Genomic DNA, 17,104 nt, shown 5'->3' on the forward strand with positions numbered 1-17,104 from the left:
TTTTGATGCAGAAACTTAACGTGAGTTTGGGTTGGGCTTTATGTCTGACTACTGGTATTCAGCATAGCGGTAGCGATGCGCGCATCGCCCCTCAAACTCCCCTGCGTATGGATGGTTTGTGGGATGCGGGGTGCGGCGTTCGCTCCATTTTAGGGTTGAGTTGGGAGTTAGTCGATCGGACTTTATTCGGGTCATTGGTTGTAGCAATTTTCGACGCGATCGCAGCTACTGCCGATCTTCCTCCCTTCTGCTCTACCCTCTACCCTCTACCAATTTAGGCGATCGCGCCAGCAACAGCAGCAGCGATACCGGAAGTAAAGGCGGTAGCAAACAACCACCAGGCGGCGGTGGCAGCGGCTTTGCGGGTTGACTCGGCTTGAGCTTGGGCTTGACGCTTGACGTCGGCGAGGCGGGTCTGGATCTGGTCTTGAATCCGCTCGGCGCGGTGTAAGACGTTGGTGCGGACTCCTTCTACTCTGTCGATAATCCGGTTGGCATCGGCGGGGGAGATGTCATCGCGCGAACTGAGGACGGCAACAAGGGTATCACGATCGAAATGTGAGAGTCGGTCGCGAAGAGCCTCGAAACCAGCATTGGGATCGTCGAAGAGGGTGCGAACGTCCCGCTGGATGCCGTCGTAGTTGAGTTCGGGGCGTTCGAGGGCATTGAGGTAGTCGCGGACTTTGCCCAAGATGCCATCGATGACGGACTGAACTTTGGCTTTGATGGCGTCTAGTTGCCCTACCAAGCGATCGCGAACGGCGAGGACGCGATCGACGATTTGTTCGGCTTCGGCGGGGGAGATGTCTTGCCGCTGGGAGAGCAACGCCACAATCGTAGCGCGATCGACATGGGACAGGCGATCGCCGAGGTGCTCTAAGCCCAACCGAGGATCTTGTAACAGCAGTTTGAGGTCGCGCTCGATCCCATCGGGATTGAGTTCTTGCTTGTTGGTGTTGCGAAGGTAGTCTTCGAGGGTAGTTTGGAAGTCTTTGACTTTGGCTTGAGCGCGGACTGCGAGCCGCTGAGGAGTCCGCAAGACGCCGCGAATCGTATCCTGTACTTGGTCGATCGTCGCGTTGGCTTCGTCTTCGGTGAGGTCATTGCGCTGGCTCAGGAGCTTGACGAGGGTATCGCGATCGATTTGGCTCAAGCGATCGCGGATCGATTCTAGTCCCGATTTGGGGTCGTGGAGCAGTGTCGTCAGATCGCGTTTGATACCATCGGGATTGAGTTCGGACTTGCCAGTACGACGGAGATAGTCAGCGATCGCCGCTGTGGTATCTTCATACTGGGCTTTGGCTTTGTCAGCGATCGCGGCGGGCGCGTGTGTCGCCTGTTTCCAGTTGGACTCTACGCCGTCCAAGATACTATTAACTTGGTCTGGGTTGATGTCTTTGCGCTGACTCAAGAGCTGTACTAGCGTATCGCGATCGAAACTAGCTGCCCGCTGTTTGAGGTCATGAATACCTGCTTGAGGGTCATCGAGGAGCTTCTGTAAGTCTCGCTTGATGCCTTCGGGGTTGAGTTCGGCGTTGCCAGTGTTGCGGAGGTAGTCTTGCACCTGCTGCCACTGAGTACTGACCCGCGTGGTGATGCCTGCTTGGAGTCCTTGGGTATCGGCGATCGCGACATCGAGGATCGGCGCAAGGCTCTGAGCGATTTGGGCTTTTTCCGCTGGAGTCAGATCGGTACGCTGTTGGAAACCATTCATCGAGCGATCGCTTTTGAGTCGAACCAAGCGATCGTGTAACTCTTGCGGGTCGGCATCGCCGTCGGTGAGGAGAGTTTTGAAGTCTTGAGCGGCAGTATTCGCAAATAGCTGCTCTTTGGGCGTCGTCTTCAAATAGCGATCGACCGCCGCCTGTGTCTTGGCAAACATGCCTGCGGACTCTAGAGCGCGTACTTCTGCCAATACGGCAAGCCGGACGCGATCGATCGCTGCGGAGATTTCAGCGATTTTGGACTGAGTAAAGACACCGCGCGACTGGAGGATGGCGGTGAATTCTTCCGGCTTGAGCGTCTCGATCCCTTGCCGAATCGTGCGCGCATCAGCTTGAGGATCGTAGAGGACATCGCGAAACTCCCGCTCGATCCGCTCGGGTGTCATTTGCCAAGAGTAAGCATCGCGGAGATAGTGCTCGACATCCGATCGAATCACACTCATACCAGGCGTACCGCTTTGTCCTGGTACCTGCTCGACTACTTTACCGACCTGGCTCTTGAGCTGTGACTGAGCACCTTGAACCTGACTTTTGATTTTCTCAACATCGAGATCGGATAAGTCCACCCGACCCATGACAATCCCCATGATTGCACCCAGGGCTTGCTGCAACTGGCTCGAATTCTCGCCCTGACCCAAACCTTTGACATAGCGATCGAGCTGCTGGGAGAAGTCACCAGAGAGGAGATCCTGCGGTCTGGCAGATTTGACGAGATTCATCAGTTCGCTGAGTCCGCCACCTTTGGAGACACCACCCACCGCTCCATTCCAAGAGCGATCGAGTTCGTCTACGATCTTTTTGACATCGCGAGGCGAGAGATCGGTACGTTCTTTGAGTAAGTTCTCAAAGGTTTCGCGACTGAGAGTCGGGAGATTTTCCTTATCGACATTTTTGGCAAAGTCTGAGTCTTTGAGAATTTTTTCAAACTCGGCTCTAATCCCCTGGAGATCTAGTTCTTGGGGCTTTACTGTCCCGATCAGATCTCGGAATGATGACTGGACATCTTGAGGATCGATATATGCAGTCATTTCGCGACGGACTGCGGCGGCTACGGCTTCAGCAGATGACACTAGCTCAGAGCTAGCTGCCTTCGCACCCAGTGCGGCGGTCGCTGTCCCGAATACAGTCTGAAATCCTCTAGTGGCAGTACTCACGACTGAGCCGACCAGCGAACCCACAGTCGTCGAGCTAATCCAGATCAAAATCGAGAAATAAGCCGCCCAGATCGTCAATCCCAGTGTCGCACCGACGATCGCGCTATTAACTAGGCTCAATTTTGCCGCTAGCAAACACGCAAAGAACAAGGCGATACTGACGGTCGCCACTGTCCAGACTCCGACTGCTGTGCCGATCGGGGGCAGATGACTACTTGAGCTAGAATTAGAATCGCTATCGTCTTGAGGAGCCAGACTCCATACCGAAATACCTGCCGCTACCGATAAGTTGGTCAGCAGCATCTGAAATCCAAATGTCAAAAATAGACCCGCAACCAAGGCTGTAAAGAATTGCGGCGTTGAAAAAGCTACATTTGTCTGAACTTGAGCTACTAAATCGGTGGCATGGCTATGAAAAAGTGACCTAATTGCAAACATCGCTTTCTCCTATGAGTACCAGATTGAAGTTAAATACTCGATCGTTCGATCGAGAGTTGGGGGCAGAATTTAGATTCGCCTTATTTAGACCATTCAATCTCTAATCAGAACTATTCGCCAACTTTCCTATGAGAGAGACCTCCCGTAATGGTTCTATCCCAAAAGAGGTAGACGCCAGAGCGAGTCGATCTGGCAAAATAGCGATGCAACAGCGTAAGTCATCCCCATCAACTTACTTGCCGCGATCGATCTTGACCCCACCCAAGCATCCTTTACAATTGGCTAACTGAAGTTTATGGCTCTTCAACACTCTCAAAACGAAAGGTCTTATTTGCCACCGCCACGCCGATCGCCACCACTGCCTCACCCAAACTTACACCGATCGACAGCCCCAACCGCCACAGTCAACGCGTTATAATTCTTTACGGACGCACAATTAATCGTAGCTATCGATACTATGACCAAAAATGTACTAAATAGTTTTTTTGTCGGTCGCGCCCTAGCCCAAAGCCTCAATGACAAACTCGGCGAGACCTTAACCCATACCCTAAGCGAACTCGGTAAAATCAACGCCGAACAGGGTGAAAAACTCCGAAACTTTACCCAAGAAGTCATCGAGCGTGCCGCCCGAGAGACAGCCAACGCAGGCGGGAATACTACTACAGTAGCCCCCAACGGACAAACCGTGGACATCCAAGAAACGATCGACGAACTCCGATCTGAGATTGCTAGACTCCGTGCCGAAATCCAAAGACATCGGCATCAAAGTTAATCGCGTCGGTAAACCACCCCATCTAGCAACCAACCAAGATAAATTCAGTGACTGCTATTTCCGAAGCTTTGCCACCGTCTAGCGGCGACTCTCAACCAGAGGATCGCGTCGCGCAGCAGTTGTCTATTCCGCCTGAGGCTACCGTGCCATTGTCAGTTAATTCCATGCCCCCAATTGTGACAGAACCTCAGCCCAATAGCCAGCACCGTGCCTATCGGTGGAACCGCACCAACTACTCCAAACGACGGCGGACGATCGATATTTGGTCGTTTTTCCTCACCTTCTTGAGTGGCTCCTGGCTAGACGGCAAGCAGTGGAGCTATCTTAGTGGCTACACTGAGGCAAAACAAGCCGCTAGACGCCGGAGACAGGCGATTTGGATTCGGGATACGTTTTTGGAATTAGGGCCGACTTTTATCAAGTTAGGGCAGTTATTCTCGACTCGTGCCGATTTATTTCCGGTCGAGTATGTGGAAGAACTCTCGAAGTTACAGGATCGGGTACCTGCATTTAGTTACACACAGGTAGAAGAGATTATCGAGCGGGATTTGGGTAAAAGTATTCCCGCATTATTTGCGAATTTCGATCCGATGCCACTTGCCGCAGCTAGTTTGGGGCAAGTTCATCTCGCCACATTATTTACAGGTGAAGAGGTCGTTGTCAAAGTCCAACGTCCTGGACTGCACAAATTATTTACGATCGATCTCGACATCCTGCGCGGGATTGCCAAGTATTTTCAAAACCACCCCAAGTGGGGACAGAATGGGCGGGATTGGCTCGGAATCTATGATGAGTGCTGTAAAATCTTGTGGGAAGAGACAGACTATATCAGTGAAGGTCAAAATGCTGATACCTTCCGGCGGAACTTTCGATTGCAAGATTGGGTCATGGTGCCTCGTGTCTACTGGCGATATTCTTCCACGCGGACGCTGACGCTAGAGTATCTACCAGGGATTAAAATCAGCTCCTACGAAGGAATTGAAGCGGCTGGACTCGATCGCCAAACGATCGCCCGTCAAAGTGCCACCGCCTATCTCCAGCAACTCCTCACCGATGGCTTTTTCCATGCCGATCCGCATCCGGGAAATGTGGCGATCGACCCCACCACCGGAGCCTTAATCTTTTATGATTTTGGGATGATGGGTCGGATTGCACCGGGCACCAAAGAAAAACTGATGGATACCCTCCTCGCCATCGCCGGACGCAATGCCGATCGCGTGGTGCGGGGATTGGTGGGACTCGGAGCCATCTCCGCCGAAGCGGATACCGATCCAATTCGTCGCTCAGTCCAATATCTACTCGACAACTTCCTCGACAAACCGATCGAAGGTCAATCGATCGCCCAGATTACTGACGATCTCTATGATATCGCCTACGGACAGCCCTTCCGATTTCCGGCGACCTTCACCTTCGTTATGCGCGCCTTCTCCACCATCGAAGGCGTCGGCAAAGGACTCGATCCCGATTTTAACTTTATGGCAGCCGCCCAGCCCTTTGCGTTTCAGATTGTGAATAGTAACGGTAATAGCACCCCAGACGCCAACACATTTCTCGCCGAAATCGGTAGACAAGCAGCTCAAGTCGGAACTTCCGCTCTGGGATTGCCCCGCCGCCTCGAAGACACGATCGACAAACTCGAACGCGGCGACATCCGCGTCCGCGTCCGATCGAGCGAAACCGATCGCTATTTGCGCCGCCTCGCCGCGATGCAGCAAAACACAAATTACGCCATCTTGGTTGCGACATTTACATTGTCTGCTACGATGCTATTTGTCACTGGATACACGACTGGGGCTGGTGTAGTTGGTGCGATCGCGCTGATTAGCTTGGTAGTCTGGTTTCGGCAACTGCGGAAACTCGATCGTCAAGACCGGATGTCATAGTTTAACGATCGGTACCAATTTGGGTATTATGAGACTAACGATGGCAAGCACTTGACAATTTCTCTGAAGTGATAAGGCTTGTTGGTAACCTGTTCGCGCTCTCCGCCGACAAATCGCACTTTCTCCATCTGTCTGTTTTAAAATTTTGGATTGTTAATCGGTACAGGCATTTAGATTATGAAATCGTCGTTCACAGGTCTTACAGATAAAGGGATGGTCCGCAGTGCCAACCAAGATGCCTATCATATCGATCCTGAAGGACGATTTTTTATAGTTGCTGATGGAATGGGCGGTCATGCTGGTGGTGAGGAAGCCAGCCGGATCGCGATCGAGACAGCTCACACCTACTTGGAGAGACATTGGGATAGCGAACCCGACACCAAAAATCTGCTCGCTCAAGCTCTCATTTCCGCCAATGATGCCATTGTTGCCGACCAAGAACAGAACACCCAACGCGCCGATATGGGCACCACGATGGTGATGATTTTGTTCCGCGATGAGACGGTCTGGTCGGCTCACGTTGGTGATTCTCGGCTCTATCGGCTCCGTGGTGACAAATTAGACCCGATCACTGAAGATGATACTTGGGTCGCTCGGGCGATGAAATTGGGACAGCTCAATGCGGATGAAGCCAAGGTACATCCACTCCGCCACGTCTTATCTCACTGTCTGGGTCGGCGCGATTTGCGCCAGATCAATATTCAAACTCAAGATATCTATCCTGGCGATCGCGTCTTGCTCTGTAGTGATGGTCTGACCGAAGAAGTCCCCCACGATGAAATCGCCATCCATCTTCAAGCCGAGACAGAAGAACTTGCCGCGCAAGCTCTCGTAGATGCCGCGAAGCAGCATGGTGGGAGTGATAATATTACCGTAATTATCGCTACAATCCAGTAATTTGGGGAGATCGATTTGTTAACCTTCGTTGCGAAGCCGAAACCAAAGCCGAGCGGGTGTGATAACTTTTGAACAGAGAGTTAATCTCTCATCCTTAATTTTAACAGAGCGATCGGTGATGCAGAACAATTTCGGCTACACTGCCCCAAATAATCAGATCGGAGCAGGTGAAGAAATGAGTGATTATGTCGCTCATCTCCAAGTCCACATGGCACTTCAAGCCCGCAACTTAGTCCCTACCCTGACTAATGCCGCCGATCCTCGCGAACTATTTCTGTATCAGACTCAAGCACATTGTGAAAAGTTAGCATCGCGTCAATCTTGGTAACTAGAGTATCGATACTGGCGATGGGTGCAAGTTACCGAGGATGTCGTGGAGCTTGACCACATTGCCGATCACCGCGATCGACGGCGCACCAAATTGTGCGACTTCAACGCGATCGACAATCGTCTCTAATGTCGCGATCAGTTCTTGCTGATTGGGAGTAGTCCCCCACCGCACCAGCGCAATCGGCGTCTCGCCAGCCAATCCCGCCACCATCAATTCCTGGGTAATCCGATCGAGATTGCGGACGCCCATATAGACGACAATCGTTTCGGCACTTTGGGCGATCGCATTCCAATTGACGCCAGGACGGTATTTGCCAGCCATCTCATGTCCGGTGACAAAAATCACTGAAGAACTATAATTGCGGTGTGTCAGCGGGATGCCAGCATAGGCTGGAGCGGCAATACCTGAAGTGACTCCTGGCACCACCTCAACTGGGATGCCTGCCGCTACCAGATCTTCCATTTCTTCCCCACCCCGCCCAAAAATAAATGGATCGCCACCCTTGAGCCGCACGACCACAGCATGTGCGCGAGCCTTGGCGATCAATAACTCTGTAGTTTGATTCTGAAGCAGCGAATGTCTGCCCATGCGTTTACCCGCATCGATTTTCTCGGCATGGGCAGCAACGATCGCCAGAATCTCTGGACTGACCAAGGCATCATAAATCACCACGTCAGCAGCTTCCAATAATACTTTACCCTTGAGGGTCAATAAGCCTGGATCGCCAGGGCCAGCACCAACTAAATAAACTTTACCAACTGTCTGCGTCACTTGTCCTCTGTCTGGGTTTTGCACTAATTTCAGGAAGCGATCGATTGCAAGATTTGACCGATGGTAGCGACCAACTCTGGACTAGTCCCAATTGGTGCGCCGAGGCTCAATCGTACCTGTGGAAACTGTACTGTCAATTGTGCCACTGCTGTGGCGATCGCCTCAGTGATGCCACCCGTAAATAGAAAATAGGGCAAGATCCCGATTTCGGTGGCACCTGCCGCCACTAAGACGGCTACTGTATCGCTCAAACTCGGTGCCACCGACCAATAAGCCACCTTCAAATTTAGACTACTTGCGAGTTGTTCGACGACTGCATTGCCACCTGCTCTACGACTACCGTGGGCTAGCATCATAGCCCGCTCTGGCAAGCTCGAACGGTTCTGCGCGAACAAATTTGCAAAAGTTGAATCGGCACCCAGAAACGGCAGCAACATTAATTCGATGCTGTGGTGTGGCTCTGAGACAGCATTGCAGAGAGTGCTGGCGGCTAGATCTACCTCGGTGGGAATATCAGCCATCACATGCACGCCAGGAACTAAAAATAGTGGCAAGATCGCGATCCGAGAGATGCCGCTAGCAGCGCAAGTAAGTGCAAAATCACAAATTTGGACATGTAAAGGTTGCTCGGCTAATTCGAGTTGCGCTGTCGCTACGAGGATGGGTGAGTCGTCAGTCGCGGCTTGGTGGAGCCATAAGCTGAGTTGGTGTGAGAGTCGATCGATCTCCAGTTGCGGACGCGGATCGCGACTGCCATGAGATACTAATAAATAAGCGTCAGCCAAATCAGTGCGGGGTAAATAGTTGTCAGATCCTAGTTATAACACTAACAACGATCGCCTATTTACTTCAATAGTTTGGTGACTTGACGATCGATTTTACTCAATTTCCGTCTGAGTTTAGCTGCAAAGGCGATCGCTAGTCCGATCCCGATCGTACTACTTGGCTCGGGCACCGGAGTGTTGGTCGTCAGGGCGATGTTGGTGATGTCCACACTCGCACCAGCCGACTGGGTATTATCTCCCAAGAAAATCAGATTCGGAGTCCGATAGACTCCACTCAATGCTCCTATCGCCGCAGTATAGTCCCGCAGTGAGCCACTCAGGAGCGTATTCGCGCCACTAGTGAGGGTGTAATTATTGCCCAAAACTTGGAGATCGTACTTAGTCAGACTGCCGAGGATGCCGCCCAGATTGGCATTCTGTTCGCCCAGGGTGTTAAAGCTAGCACTGGCTTGCGAGAAGATATCGGGAATATTGGGGAGATCTTGCGTATTGGGATTTCTAAATCCCAGCTCGATCCCTTGCTTGTTGCTCCCTAAGACGATCGCACTAAAACCCGCGCGATAGTCGCCATTCGTACCATTATTAGTTTGAGAGTTGACCTTGACTGTAAAGCTGAGTGTATAGCCAACATTATTATCCAAGATCGGAAACGATCCGTTGACTAGTTGACCCTGGTTGTCGTAGTTAGAATAGCCATCTTGAATCAGTTCCGCAGCACTAGTATTTAGTCGCGTGGCACCACCTACAACACTTTGCGAACCACCCTCATTTCCAAAATAAAAGTATGGGGTAGCTGTATAAGCATCTGGCGTGAAACCGGAGGCTCCATCGTAGAGGGTGATAGTCACCGCCCTAGCTCGATCGATACTACCACTCGCCACGATGCCAATCGCTGCCATACCGATAATCAATACCCAAGATTTTAGTTTCATGTTTGACACCTCCAATATACTTAAAAGATAGATCTGCTCTTATTATGCTCATTTAGTGGAAAAATCTAACTAATTCTAGGAAATATTGGCAGGATGAACTACAACTTTCAAGAATTGGCCAAGCTCTATCGAGACACTTTGCTCGATAACGTCCTCCCATTTTGGGAACAACACTCGATCGATTGGGAGCAAGGCGGTTATTTTACCTGTCTCGATCGATCGGGCAAAGTCTACGACACAGATAAATTTATCTGGCTCCAAAATCGCCAAGTGTGGACGTTCTCGATGTTGTACAATCGGGTCGAGCAGCGGAGCGAGTGGCTCAAGATCGCTGGACACGGTGCCAGCTTCCTCGCCGAGCATGGACGCGATCCGCAGGGAAATTGGTACTTTGCACTCGATCGCGCGGGACGACCCCTCACCCAGCCTTACAGTATCTTCTCTGACTGTTTTGCGGCGATGGCTTTTAGTCAATATGCCCTCGCTGACGGAGAATCTTGGACGAAAGATATCGCACTTCAAGCATATCACAACGTCTTGCGCCGTCAAGATGACCCCAAGGGTCGCTATAACAAAACCTATCCAGGGACGCGATCGCTCAAATCCCTAGCCGTACCGATGATTTTGGCGAACCTGACGCTCGAAATGTCGTGGCTATTACCGAGCGAGGAATTAGATCGAGTCTTGGATTTGACTGTGGAGGAGGTTATGAATGACTTTCTTGACAAAAAGAGCGGGTTAATGTACGAAAATATCGCTTCTGATGGTAGTCATGTCGATTGTTTCGAGGGTCGATCGATTAACCCTGGACATGGCATCGAGGCGATGTGGTTTATGATGGATCTCGCCAACCGCCGTCAGGATCTAACGACAGTCGATCGAGCCGTCGATGTCGTTTTAAACATTCTCGATTTTGCCTGGGACGATCGCTACGGCGGGATTTATTATTTTATGGATGCCAATGGTCATCCACCCCAACAACTGGAATGGGACCAAAAATTGTGGTGGGTACATGTCGAGACGCTCGTCGCCCTAGCGATGGGCTATCGGCTGACTGGGAGAGAGGAATGTTGGACTTGGTATCAACGCGTGCATGAGTATACCTGGGGGCACTTTGCCGATCCCGAACATGGCGAGTGGTTTGGCTATCTCAACCGTCAGGGGGAAGTGTTATTGGATCTCAAAGGAGGCAAGTGGAAAGGGTGTTTTCATGTACCACGGGCATTGTTGATGTGTTGGCAACAATTTGAGGAATTAGGATCGTGATGCTCATCTGAGTATTTGGTTCCTCACCGTTGGGATTTTCAGGATTGATGCTCGATGTCTCTTGGTTGAGAATAGAGGCGATCGCCCGCGACCGACAAGCCAAATATCTTAGACAATTGACTGAAAATCGATCTCCTAACGATCGCCACCACAAAGGCGATCGCTGATTCAACTCTTTGGTAACTGCTACTTGTCCGCTCGACGTAATGGTGGAGCCTGTTTCGACCACAACCGATCCCGACCGAGCGATCGGTTGCGGGGGCATCTCCAGCAAACAGCAACTTACATCAAATGGCTGATGTTCTGCATCGCCAAGCTGCCATATATTATGTATATAGATTCAAGGCGCTGATTTAAGTTCTTTAAGTATAGCAACACGAATTTTAATAATTCTTTTTTAGTAGTGCTGACCTAACTGTAAATTCACCATTACTAAGGGAAATCGGGGTTTAAGCTTTCACAGGCTGGTAAGAATCTTACCAGCCGTTTTTGTGTGCTCACAATTGTCGGGTGTGTTAGGCGCAGCGATGCGCCAATTGCTGCTGAGCGGTTCACAAATTAACGCGTCAACCACGACCAAGGTTCGATCTGGGCAACGTGGAGTAGCTCCTGACTCAACTCGGCGTGCAGTTGTCCGTTAGTTGCCAGAACCCGCCCCGACCGAATATCAAATCCAGTCAGATCGTAAGCAGTAACTGTGCCACCAGCGGCTTCGACAATCGCCACGCCAGCCGCCAAATCCCACGGAGATAGTCCCCGCTCCCAATAGCCATCCAACCTGCCACAGGCGACGTATGCCAGATCGATCGATGCGGCTCCCGCGCGTCTGACACCCTGAGTGACGTGGGTGAGGTAACAAAACTCTTGATAATTATTATCTGGGGTTTCACGGCGATCGTAAGCAAAACCTGTCACGAGCAAACTTTGAGCCAGCTTATCGACCTTGGAGACATGAATGGGACGAGCGTTGCAAGTTGCGCCCAGTCCCACTGCGCCGCAAAATAACTCGCGATGGAAGGGGTCATAAATCGCGCCCACCGTCGGTACACCATCGATCAGTAATCCGATCGAAGCTGCTGAAAATGGGTACTGGTGGGCATAATTGGTCGTTCCATCTAGCGGATCGATCGCCCACAGATACTTAGCATCGAGATCGCCATATTGACCCGACTCTTCCGCCAAGATCGAATGCTCGGGAAAATGTGCGCGGAGGATCTTTAAGATGACGGCTTCGGCTTGCTTATCGGCTTCTGTCACCAGATCCCCTGGGCGACCTTTTTCGACGATCGATTCCAACTTACCCCAACAAGCCTGTAATACTTCTCCAGCGGCTAAAGCTGCTGTTGCTGCCACCTCTAGATATGTAGAGAGTCGATCTGCGGGGATTTGGGGTGAGTTCATAAGCGAGGTTGACGATCTCGATATCTGCCATTGCCATTGTACATTATCGAGTTGCCAAATTGTAGTCAATCCGTCACCTCAAAAAAATTCCCCACTGAGGTTGGGGAAACTGACCGAGATCCACATATTTTGATTAATTAGAGCTGGTAATTGCTGCACTGCTACCAATTAGCTCATATTGTTTTTTTGTGTCAATATAAAATTGACGATGCGGCTGCAACTGTTGGTAATAAAGGCTGATTCCTTGCTGGATCACTAGCATGGAGTCCTGATTTGTGTGGTCTTGAATAGCTTCCAACTGACGAGTAGCTTCGATATCTAATTCAATTATGAGCTGCATATACTAAAAACTTAGTCTTAAATTTAAAATAATGATAGATGATGTCGCGAACGAAGCAATCAGTCGATCGACAGATATGGTCAAACTCATCCTATTTATTTAGATTGACGATCGGCTGAGATTTTGGCTCGATCGGGATTATGTCTAGCTGCAATTATCAGTTAATCATCAAGGCTGTGGATGAGCGCGATCGCTAGAGTTAAAGATCGGGTCTAAAAGAGTGTTCGATCGGCAAAACTAGTCACAACTTAACATCCAATCGCCAGATGCCAAGTTTTTCGGTAAAATGCTAGAACAAGTAATCACTCACTCCCCAACTTGATGGTCATGAATCCAGCAGCAACCCAGGAAGTCAGCAACACATCGAATGAACCTAGCGACAAATCGCTGGAAGCGATGAGACATTTTTCTGAAACCTATGCCAAAAATACAGAGACCTACTTTTGTGTAGACCTATCGGTCACCGCTGTCGTAATTAAGGGATTGGCAAAAAATAAGGAAGAGCTAGGTTCGCCACTATGCCCCTGCCGTCACTATGAAGACAAAGAAGCTGAAGTCAAAGCTGCTTTCTGGAATTGCCCCTGCGTCCCGATGCGCGAACGCAAAGAATGTCATTGCATGTTGTTCCTCACTCCCGATAATGACTTTGCTGGGAAAATGCAAGATATCTCGATCGCTGAAGTCAAGGCAGTTTAATAGGCTTTAGGTTTTAGGTTTTAGGCATGAGGATTTAAGCTTAATGTGCGAACGTCGAAATGGTAAAATGTGTCTAGCGTGGATTAATGACCACTAGATCTTAACTATTTCGAGTTTTAACCTCATGTCCGTTGATGAATCGATCGATCTTCCTCATGCCGTCCCCATCGACCGGATTAAGTACGACGATCGTGGTTTAGTGCCCGCGATCGTGCAAGACTACTTGGATGGAACGGTACTGATGATGGCATGGATGAATAGCCAATCGCTGCAAAAGACGCTCGATACGGGTGAAACCTGGTTTTGGAGTCGTTCGCGTCAGGAGTTTTGGCACAAAGGGGCAACGAGCGGACACACTCAGCTTGTCAAGGATATTCGGTATGATTGCGATAGTGATGCGCTACTAGTCAGCGTCGAGCAAGTCGGCGATATCGCCTGTCATACAGGTGCGCGGAGCTGCTTCCATCAAATTGCCACTACTACCGCTGCACCACCCGCCGATACCCTCTCAGACCTATATCAGACGATCTGCGATCGCCGAGACAACCCTCGGATCGGTTCATATACCCACAGCTTATTTGCAGGTGGGGACAACAAAATTCTCAAGAAAATTGGTGAGGAAGCCGTCGAAGTAGTCATGGCATGTAAAGACGATCGCGCCAATGAAATTGCAGGCGAAGTCGCCGATCTTTTTTATCATACTCTGGTCGCGCTGGCTCACCATCGCGTCAGTATCCGCGATGTCTATCGCGAACTTCAATCGCGACGGAAATAGTTATCCCTCTAACTTCCTTCAAAAACTAACACGTATGCACCGATTGGCGTTGAAGCGTAGTTTTTACCCCCCCAACCCCCCTTGTAAAGCTTTCGCTCCCTCCGCTTTAGAAGGGGTGGGGTAGGGTAAAGGACTACGCAACACACAGAAGAAAGTAGGGTGCATATTGTCCACCATCTAAAATGCCATGCTGACAGAAATCGCTCAGAAAACTCGAATAGCCGCTCAATATTTAGCGAGTCTTCCTACTGAAGCTAAGAATATCGCGATCGAATCGATCGCCACATCGCTAGCAAATCATGCCGACGAAATCATCGCGGCAAATGCTACCGACTGTCAAGCCGCCGAAGGCGAAATTGCCCCAGCGTTGTATGCCCGCCTCAAACTAGATGCGACTAAACTCAAAGGTGCGATCGTCGGCGTCCGTAATGTGGCTAAACTCGCCGATCCGGTGGGTCAAATCCAGATTCATCGCGAACTAGATGCGGGCTTGATCGTCAAGCGTGTCGTCTGTCCTGTTGGTGTTTTAGGGGTGATTTTTGAGGCTCGTCCCGACGCGGTGATTCAGATTGCTAGCTTGGCAATCAAATCAGGTAATGGAGTGATGTTGAAAGGTGGACGGGAAGCGATCGCGTCCTGTACCGTATTGGTCAAAGCCATCAAAGCTGGATTGGCTCAATCGCAAGTAGATCCCGATGTAATTCAGCTCCTGACTACTCGTGCCGAAACTACCGAGCTGCTTAAATTAGACCGTTATATCGATCTGATTATCCCGCGTGGTTCCAACGAATTTGTGCAATACGTCCAAGCTAATACTCAAATTCCTGTCCTCGGACATGCAGACGGGATCTGCCACTTATACATAGATAATGAGGCTGATTTTGATAAAGCGATCGCCATTACGATCGACTCCAAGACCCAGTATCCGGCAGCTTGTAACGCGATCGAAACCCTGTTGATTCATCAATCGATCGCGAGTAAGTTTTTACCACTTATTGTCGCTAAATTACAAGCCGATGGTGTCGAGATCCGCCTCAGCGAACTCGGGCATCAAATCCTGGGGAATCAACTAAATCTAACTGTCGATTTGGCGATCGCCACTGATTGGGCAACTGAGTATAGCGACTTGATTCTCGCGATCCAAGTCGTCCCCGATCTCGCAGCGGCAATTACACATATTAATACTTACGGTTCGCGCCATACAGATGCGATCGTCACTGAAAATCTGACTACTGCTAAAGTATTTAGCGATCGCGTCGATGCTGCGAATGTCTTTCACAATTGTTCGACCCGCTTCTCCGATGGCTTTCGGTATGGCTTCGGTGCGGAAGTCGGGATTAGTACCCAAAAAATGCCACCACGCGGGCCAGTTGGCTTGGAAGGATTGGTGACTTATAAGTATCAAATTACTGGTAACGGACATATCGCCGCTACCTATACAGGCGAAAATCCCAAAGCATTTACACATCGAGATTTATAATCGGTCGATCGTCAGCATGAATGTAATCTACTAAAGCGATCGCAAGGCACTGATTAAGCGATCGTTTTCCGCGATCGTTCTCACAGCTACTCGAAAAAACCCTTCGCCAAGTTCGGGAAAACTCAGACAGTCGCGCACGAGGATTTGGTGTTGTTGCAGCAGAGCGGTTTGGATGTCCACAGCAGAACGATCGGATTTGACTAGGATAAAATTGGCAGCACCAGGATAAGGGTGTAAGCCAGCTATCTGTGCTAACCCTGCCGCCAATCGCTGACGCGTTGGCACCAGCCAATTCCAAGTCTGTTGCTGGAACTCGGTATCGGGGAGGACGGCGATCGCCGCCGCCGCCGCTAGGGTGTTGACGGGCCAGGGATCGCGCCAACTTTTCCACAGGCGCAATCTGTCTGGGTGCGCGATGCAGTAGCCGAGCCGCAATCCTGGCAAACTATAAAATTTGGTGAGCGATCGCAAGATGACTAGATTGGGATACTGGGCGATGAACGGGATTAAACTTTGTTGCTCTGAGGGGGGTAAAAAGTCCATGAAGGACTCATCAACTACAACTAGTTCAAATTCCTTTAAATACGCCAAAATCATCTCCTGTGGGTAAATTTGCCCAGTAGGATTGTGCGGATTGTTGACAATCAATCCGAGTGAATGCGGGATCTCCTGGGGCAGATGGCGGAGCGCAAAGTCCAGATCGCCAATTTCACCATCAGCCATCATCATCGATCGGGCGATGATTCTGGTACCGAAGGTTTGGAGCGATCGCCAGTAGTCGCCAAAGGCTGGTGTCGGGATCAGCGTAGTGGTGAGTTTGGACAACTCCCAACCCGCCCAAGTCAATAATTCTGCGGCTCCGTTGCCAGGTAATACCCAGTCTCGATCGATGTGGTGGTGTGATGCGATCGCGTCACAGAGTTCGGGATAGTCAGGATCGGGATAGCGATCGAGCTGGTGTAGATGCAGCTTGATGGCAGCAAGTGCCGTGGGCGGAGGTCCCAGCGGACTGATACTTGCTGAAAAATCTAAGATCAGAGAGGGGGGACAGTCCGCTACCGTAGCTGCCCAGGTCGGGTTCCCCCCATGTTGTGGTCGGTTCAAGGCATATTTCCGAATCTAAATTCAGCTAAATTGGTTTAGTCGTCAGCAGAAACTTTGTCTTTGAACAATTTTCCCGCAGAAAATGCGGGTACTTTGGTTGCCGGAATTTCCATTTTCTCACCAGTTCTAGGATTACGACCTTCACGTTTTTGACGATTTCTGGGTTCAAAGGAACCAAATCCGACGAGCGTAACTTTGTCACCCTTCGATACAGCTTCCATGATTGCTTCCAAGGCTGCTGACAAAACTGTGTCAGCTTGCTTTTTGGTTACACTAGCTGTTTCTGCTACTCTATCGACTAATTCACCTTTATTCATGTGTAGATCTCCATTGTTGAGGTTATTGATGGAATGGC

General features: G+C 50.3%; 18 protein-coding genes. 9 read left to right on the forward strand and 9 right to left on the reverse strand.

Features of this window, described 5'->3' with window-relative positions:
- Positions 1–5 precede the first annotated feature (5 nt).
- Complete coding sequence (locus tag ACEW9I_RS12065) at positions 6–278, forward strand: hypothetical protein (RefSeq protein WP_373540579.1); 273 nt, start codon at positions 6–8, stop codon at positions 276–278.
- On the opposite strand, the gene ACEW9I_RS12070 is transcribed toward ACEW9I_RS12065, so the two are convergent.
- A complete protein-coding gene (locus ACEW9I_RS12070; protein ID WP_373540580.1) occupies positions 275–3,316 on the reverse strand; it encodes an MFS transporter in 3,042 nt (1,013 codons plus the stop codon). The two genes, ACEW9I_RS12065 and ACEW9I_RS12070, sit on opposite strands and share 4 nt — an antisense overlap.
- Positions 3,317–3,773: 457 nt before the next feature.
- Here ACEW9I_RS12070 and ACEW9I_RS12075 point away from each other — a divergent pair, with 457 nt between their 5' ends.
- From ACEW9I_RS12075 to ACEW9I_RS12090, 4 genes are all read left to right on the forward strand, one after another.
- Positions 3,774–4,088, forward strand: coding sequence for a DUF6825 family protein (locus tag ACEW9I_RS12075; RefSeq protein WP_373540581.1), 315 nt, complete (start codon positions 3,774–3,776; stop codon positions 4,086–4,088).
- Between the two features lie 47 nt (positions 4,089–4,135).
- Complete coding sequence (locus ACEW9I_RS12080; RefSeq protein ID WP_373540582.1) at positions 4,136–5,971, forward strand: ABC1 kinase family protein; 1,836 nt, start codon at positions 4,136–4,138, stop codon at positions 5,969–5,971.
- Positions 5,972–6,148: 177 nt separating this feature from the next.
- Positions 6,149–6,868, forward strand: coding sequence for a PP2C family serine/threonine-protein phosphatase (locus ACEW9I_RS12085; RefSeq protein ID WP_373540583.1), 720 nt, complete (start codon positions 6,149–6,151; stop codon positions 6,866–6,868).
- Between the two features lie 118 nt (positions 6,869–6,986).
- Positions 6,987–7,196, forward strand: a complete 210-nt coding sequence (locus ACEW9I_RS12090) for a hypothetical protein (protein WP_373540584.1) — start codon at positions 6,987–6,989, stop codon at positions 7,194–7,196.
- Here ACEW9I_RS12090 and cobA read toward each other — a convergent pair whose 3' ends face one another.
- Genes cobA through ACEW9I_RS12105 form a run of 3 tightly spaced genes read right to left on the reverse strand, consistent with a single transcriptional unit; the run spans position 7,197 to position 9,687 of the window.
- A complete protein-coding gene (gene cobA, locus ACEW9I_RS12095) occupies positions 7,197–7,994 on the reverse strand; it encodes a uroporphyrinogen-III C-methyltransferase (RefSeq protein WP_373540585.1) in 798 nt (265 codons plus the stop codon). It lies immediately after the preceding gene.
- Between the two features lie 5 nt (positions 7,995–7,999).
- Positions 8,000–8,755 carry a sirohydrochlorin chelatase gene (locus ACEW9I_RS12100; RefSeq protein ID WP_373540586.1) on the reverse strand — a complete coding sequence of 252 codons (756 nt, stop codon included), beginning with the start codon at positions 8,753–8,755 and terminating at the stop codon, positions 8,000–8,002.
- Between the two features lie 59 nt (positions 8,756–8,814).
- Positions 8,815–9,687 carry a PEP-CTERM sorting domain-containing protein gene (locus ACEW9I_RS12105; protein WP_373540587.1) on the reverse strand — a complete coding sequence of 291 codons (873 nt, stop codon included), beginning with the start codon at positions 9,685–9,687 and terminating at the stop codon, positions 8,815–8,817.
- Between the two features lie 93 nt (positions 9,688–9,780).
- Here ACEW9I_RS12105 and ACEW9I_RS12110 point away from each other — a divergent pair, with 93 nt between their 5' ends.
- On the forward strand, positions 9,781–10,953 hold the full coding sequence (locus ACEW9I_RS12110) for an AGE family epimerase/isomerase (RefSeq protein ID WP_373540588.1): 1,173 nt from the start codon (positions 9,781–9,783) through the stop codon (positions 10,951–10,953).
- A 38-nt stretch (positions 10,954–10,991) separates the two neighbouring features.
- On the opposite strand, the gene ACEW9I_RS12115 is transcribed toward ACEW9I_RS12110, so the two are convergent.
- From ACEW9I_RS12115 to ACEW9I_RS12125, 3 genes are all read right to left on the reverse strand, one after another.
- Complete coding sequence (locus ACEW9I_RS12115; RefSeq protein WP_373540589.1) at positions 10,992–11,234, reverse strand: hypothetical protein; 243 nt, start codon at positions 11,232–11,234, stop codon at positions 10,992–10,994.
- A 277-nt stretch (positions 11,235–11,511) separates the two neighbouring features.
- Complete coding sequence (locus tag ACEW9I_RS12120) at positions 11,512–12,354, reverse strand: inositol monophosphatase family protein (RefSeq protein WP_373540590.1); 843 nt, start codon at positions 12,352–12,354, stop codon at positions 11,512–11,514.
- A 133-nt stretch (positions 12,355–12,487) separates the two neighbouring features.
- Positions 12,488–12,694 (reverse strand): hypothetical protein, encoded by a 207-nt coding sequence (locus tag ACEW9I_RS12125; protein ID WP_373540591.1) that lies wholly within the window; start codon positions 12,692–12,694, stop codon positions 12,488–12,490.
- Positions 12,695–13,015: 321 nt separating this feature from the next.
- Here ACEW9I_RS12125 and ACEW9I_RS12130 point away from each other — a divergent pair, with 321 nt between their 5' ends.
- The 3 genes from ACEW9I_RS12130 to ACEW9I_RS12140 all read left to right on the forward strand — a co-directional run bounded on the left by ACEW9I_RS12130 (position 13,016) and on the right by ACEW9I_RS12140 (position 15,645).
- Positions 13,016–13,390: a ferredoxin-thioredoxin reductase catalytic domain-containing protein gene (locus ACEW9I_RS12130; RefSeq protein ID WP_373540592.1), complete on the forward strand. Its 375-nt coding sequence runs from the start codon at positions 13,016–13,018 to the stop codon at positions 13,388–13,390.
- Between the two features lie 124 nt (positions 13,391–13,514).
- Positions 13,515–14,165, forward strand: coding sequence for a bifunctional phosphoribosyl-AMP cyclohydrolase/phosphoribosyl-ATP diphosphatase HisIE (gene hisIE / locus ACEW9I_RS12135; RefSeq protein WP_373540593.1), 651 nt, complete (start codon positions 13,515–13,517; stop codon positions 14,163–14,165).
- Positions 14,166–14,352: 187 nt separating this feature from the next.
- Positions 14,353–15,645, forward strand: a complete 1,293-nt coding sequence (locus ACEW9I_RS12140; protein WP_373540594.1) for a glutamate-5-semialdehyde dehydrogenase — start codon at positions 14,353–14,355, stop codon at positions 15,643–15,645.
- A gap of 30 nt (positions 15,646–15,675) precedes the next feature.
- Here the strand turns inward: ACEW9I_RS12140 and cobD are convergent, their stop codons facing one another.
- Together cobD and ACEW9I_RS12150 are read right to left on the reverse strand one after the other, a co-directional pair.
- The gene (gene cobD / locus ACEW9I_RS12145; protein WP_373540595.1) at positions 15,676–16,749 is read right to left on the reverse strand and encodes a threonine-phosphate decarboxylase CobD; all 1,074 of its coding nucleotides are present in this window, start codon (positions 16,747–16,749) and stop codon (positions 15,676–15,678) included.
- A 35-nt stretch (positions 16,750–16,784) separates the two neighbouring features.
- Entirely contained in the window at positions 16,785–17,066 is a 282-nt protein-coding gene (locus tag ACEW9I_RS12150) for an HU family DNA-binding protein (protein ID WP_309739032.1), read from the reverse strand.
- Between the last annotated feature and the right edge of the window lie 38 nt (positions 17,067–17,104).

Source organism: Chamaesiphon sp., from assembly GCF_041738855.1.
Lineage (GTDB): Bacteria > Cyanobacteriota > Cyanobacteriia > Cyanobacteriales > Chamaesiphonaceae > Chamaesiphon.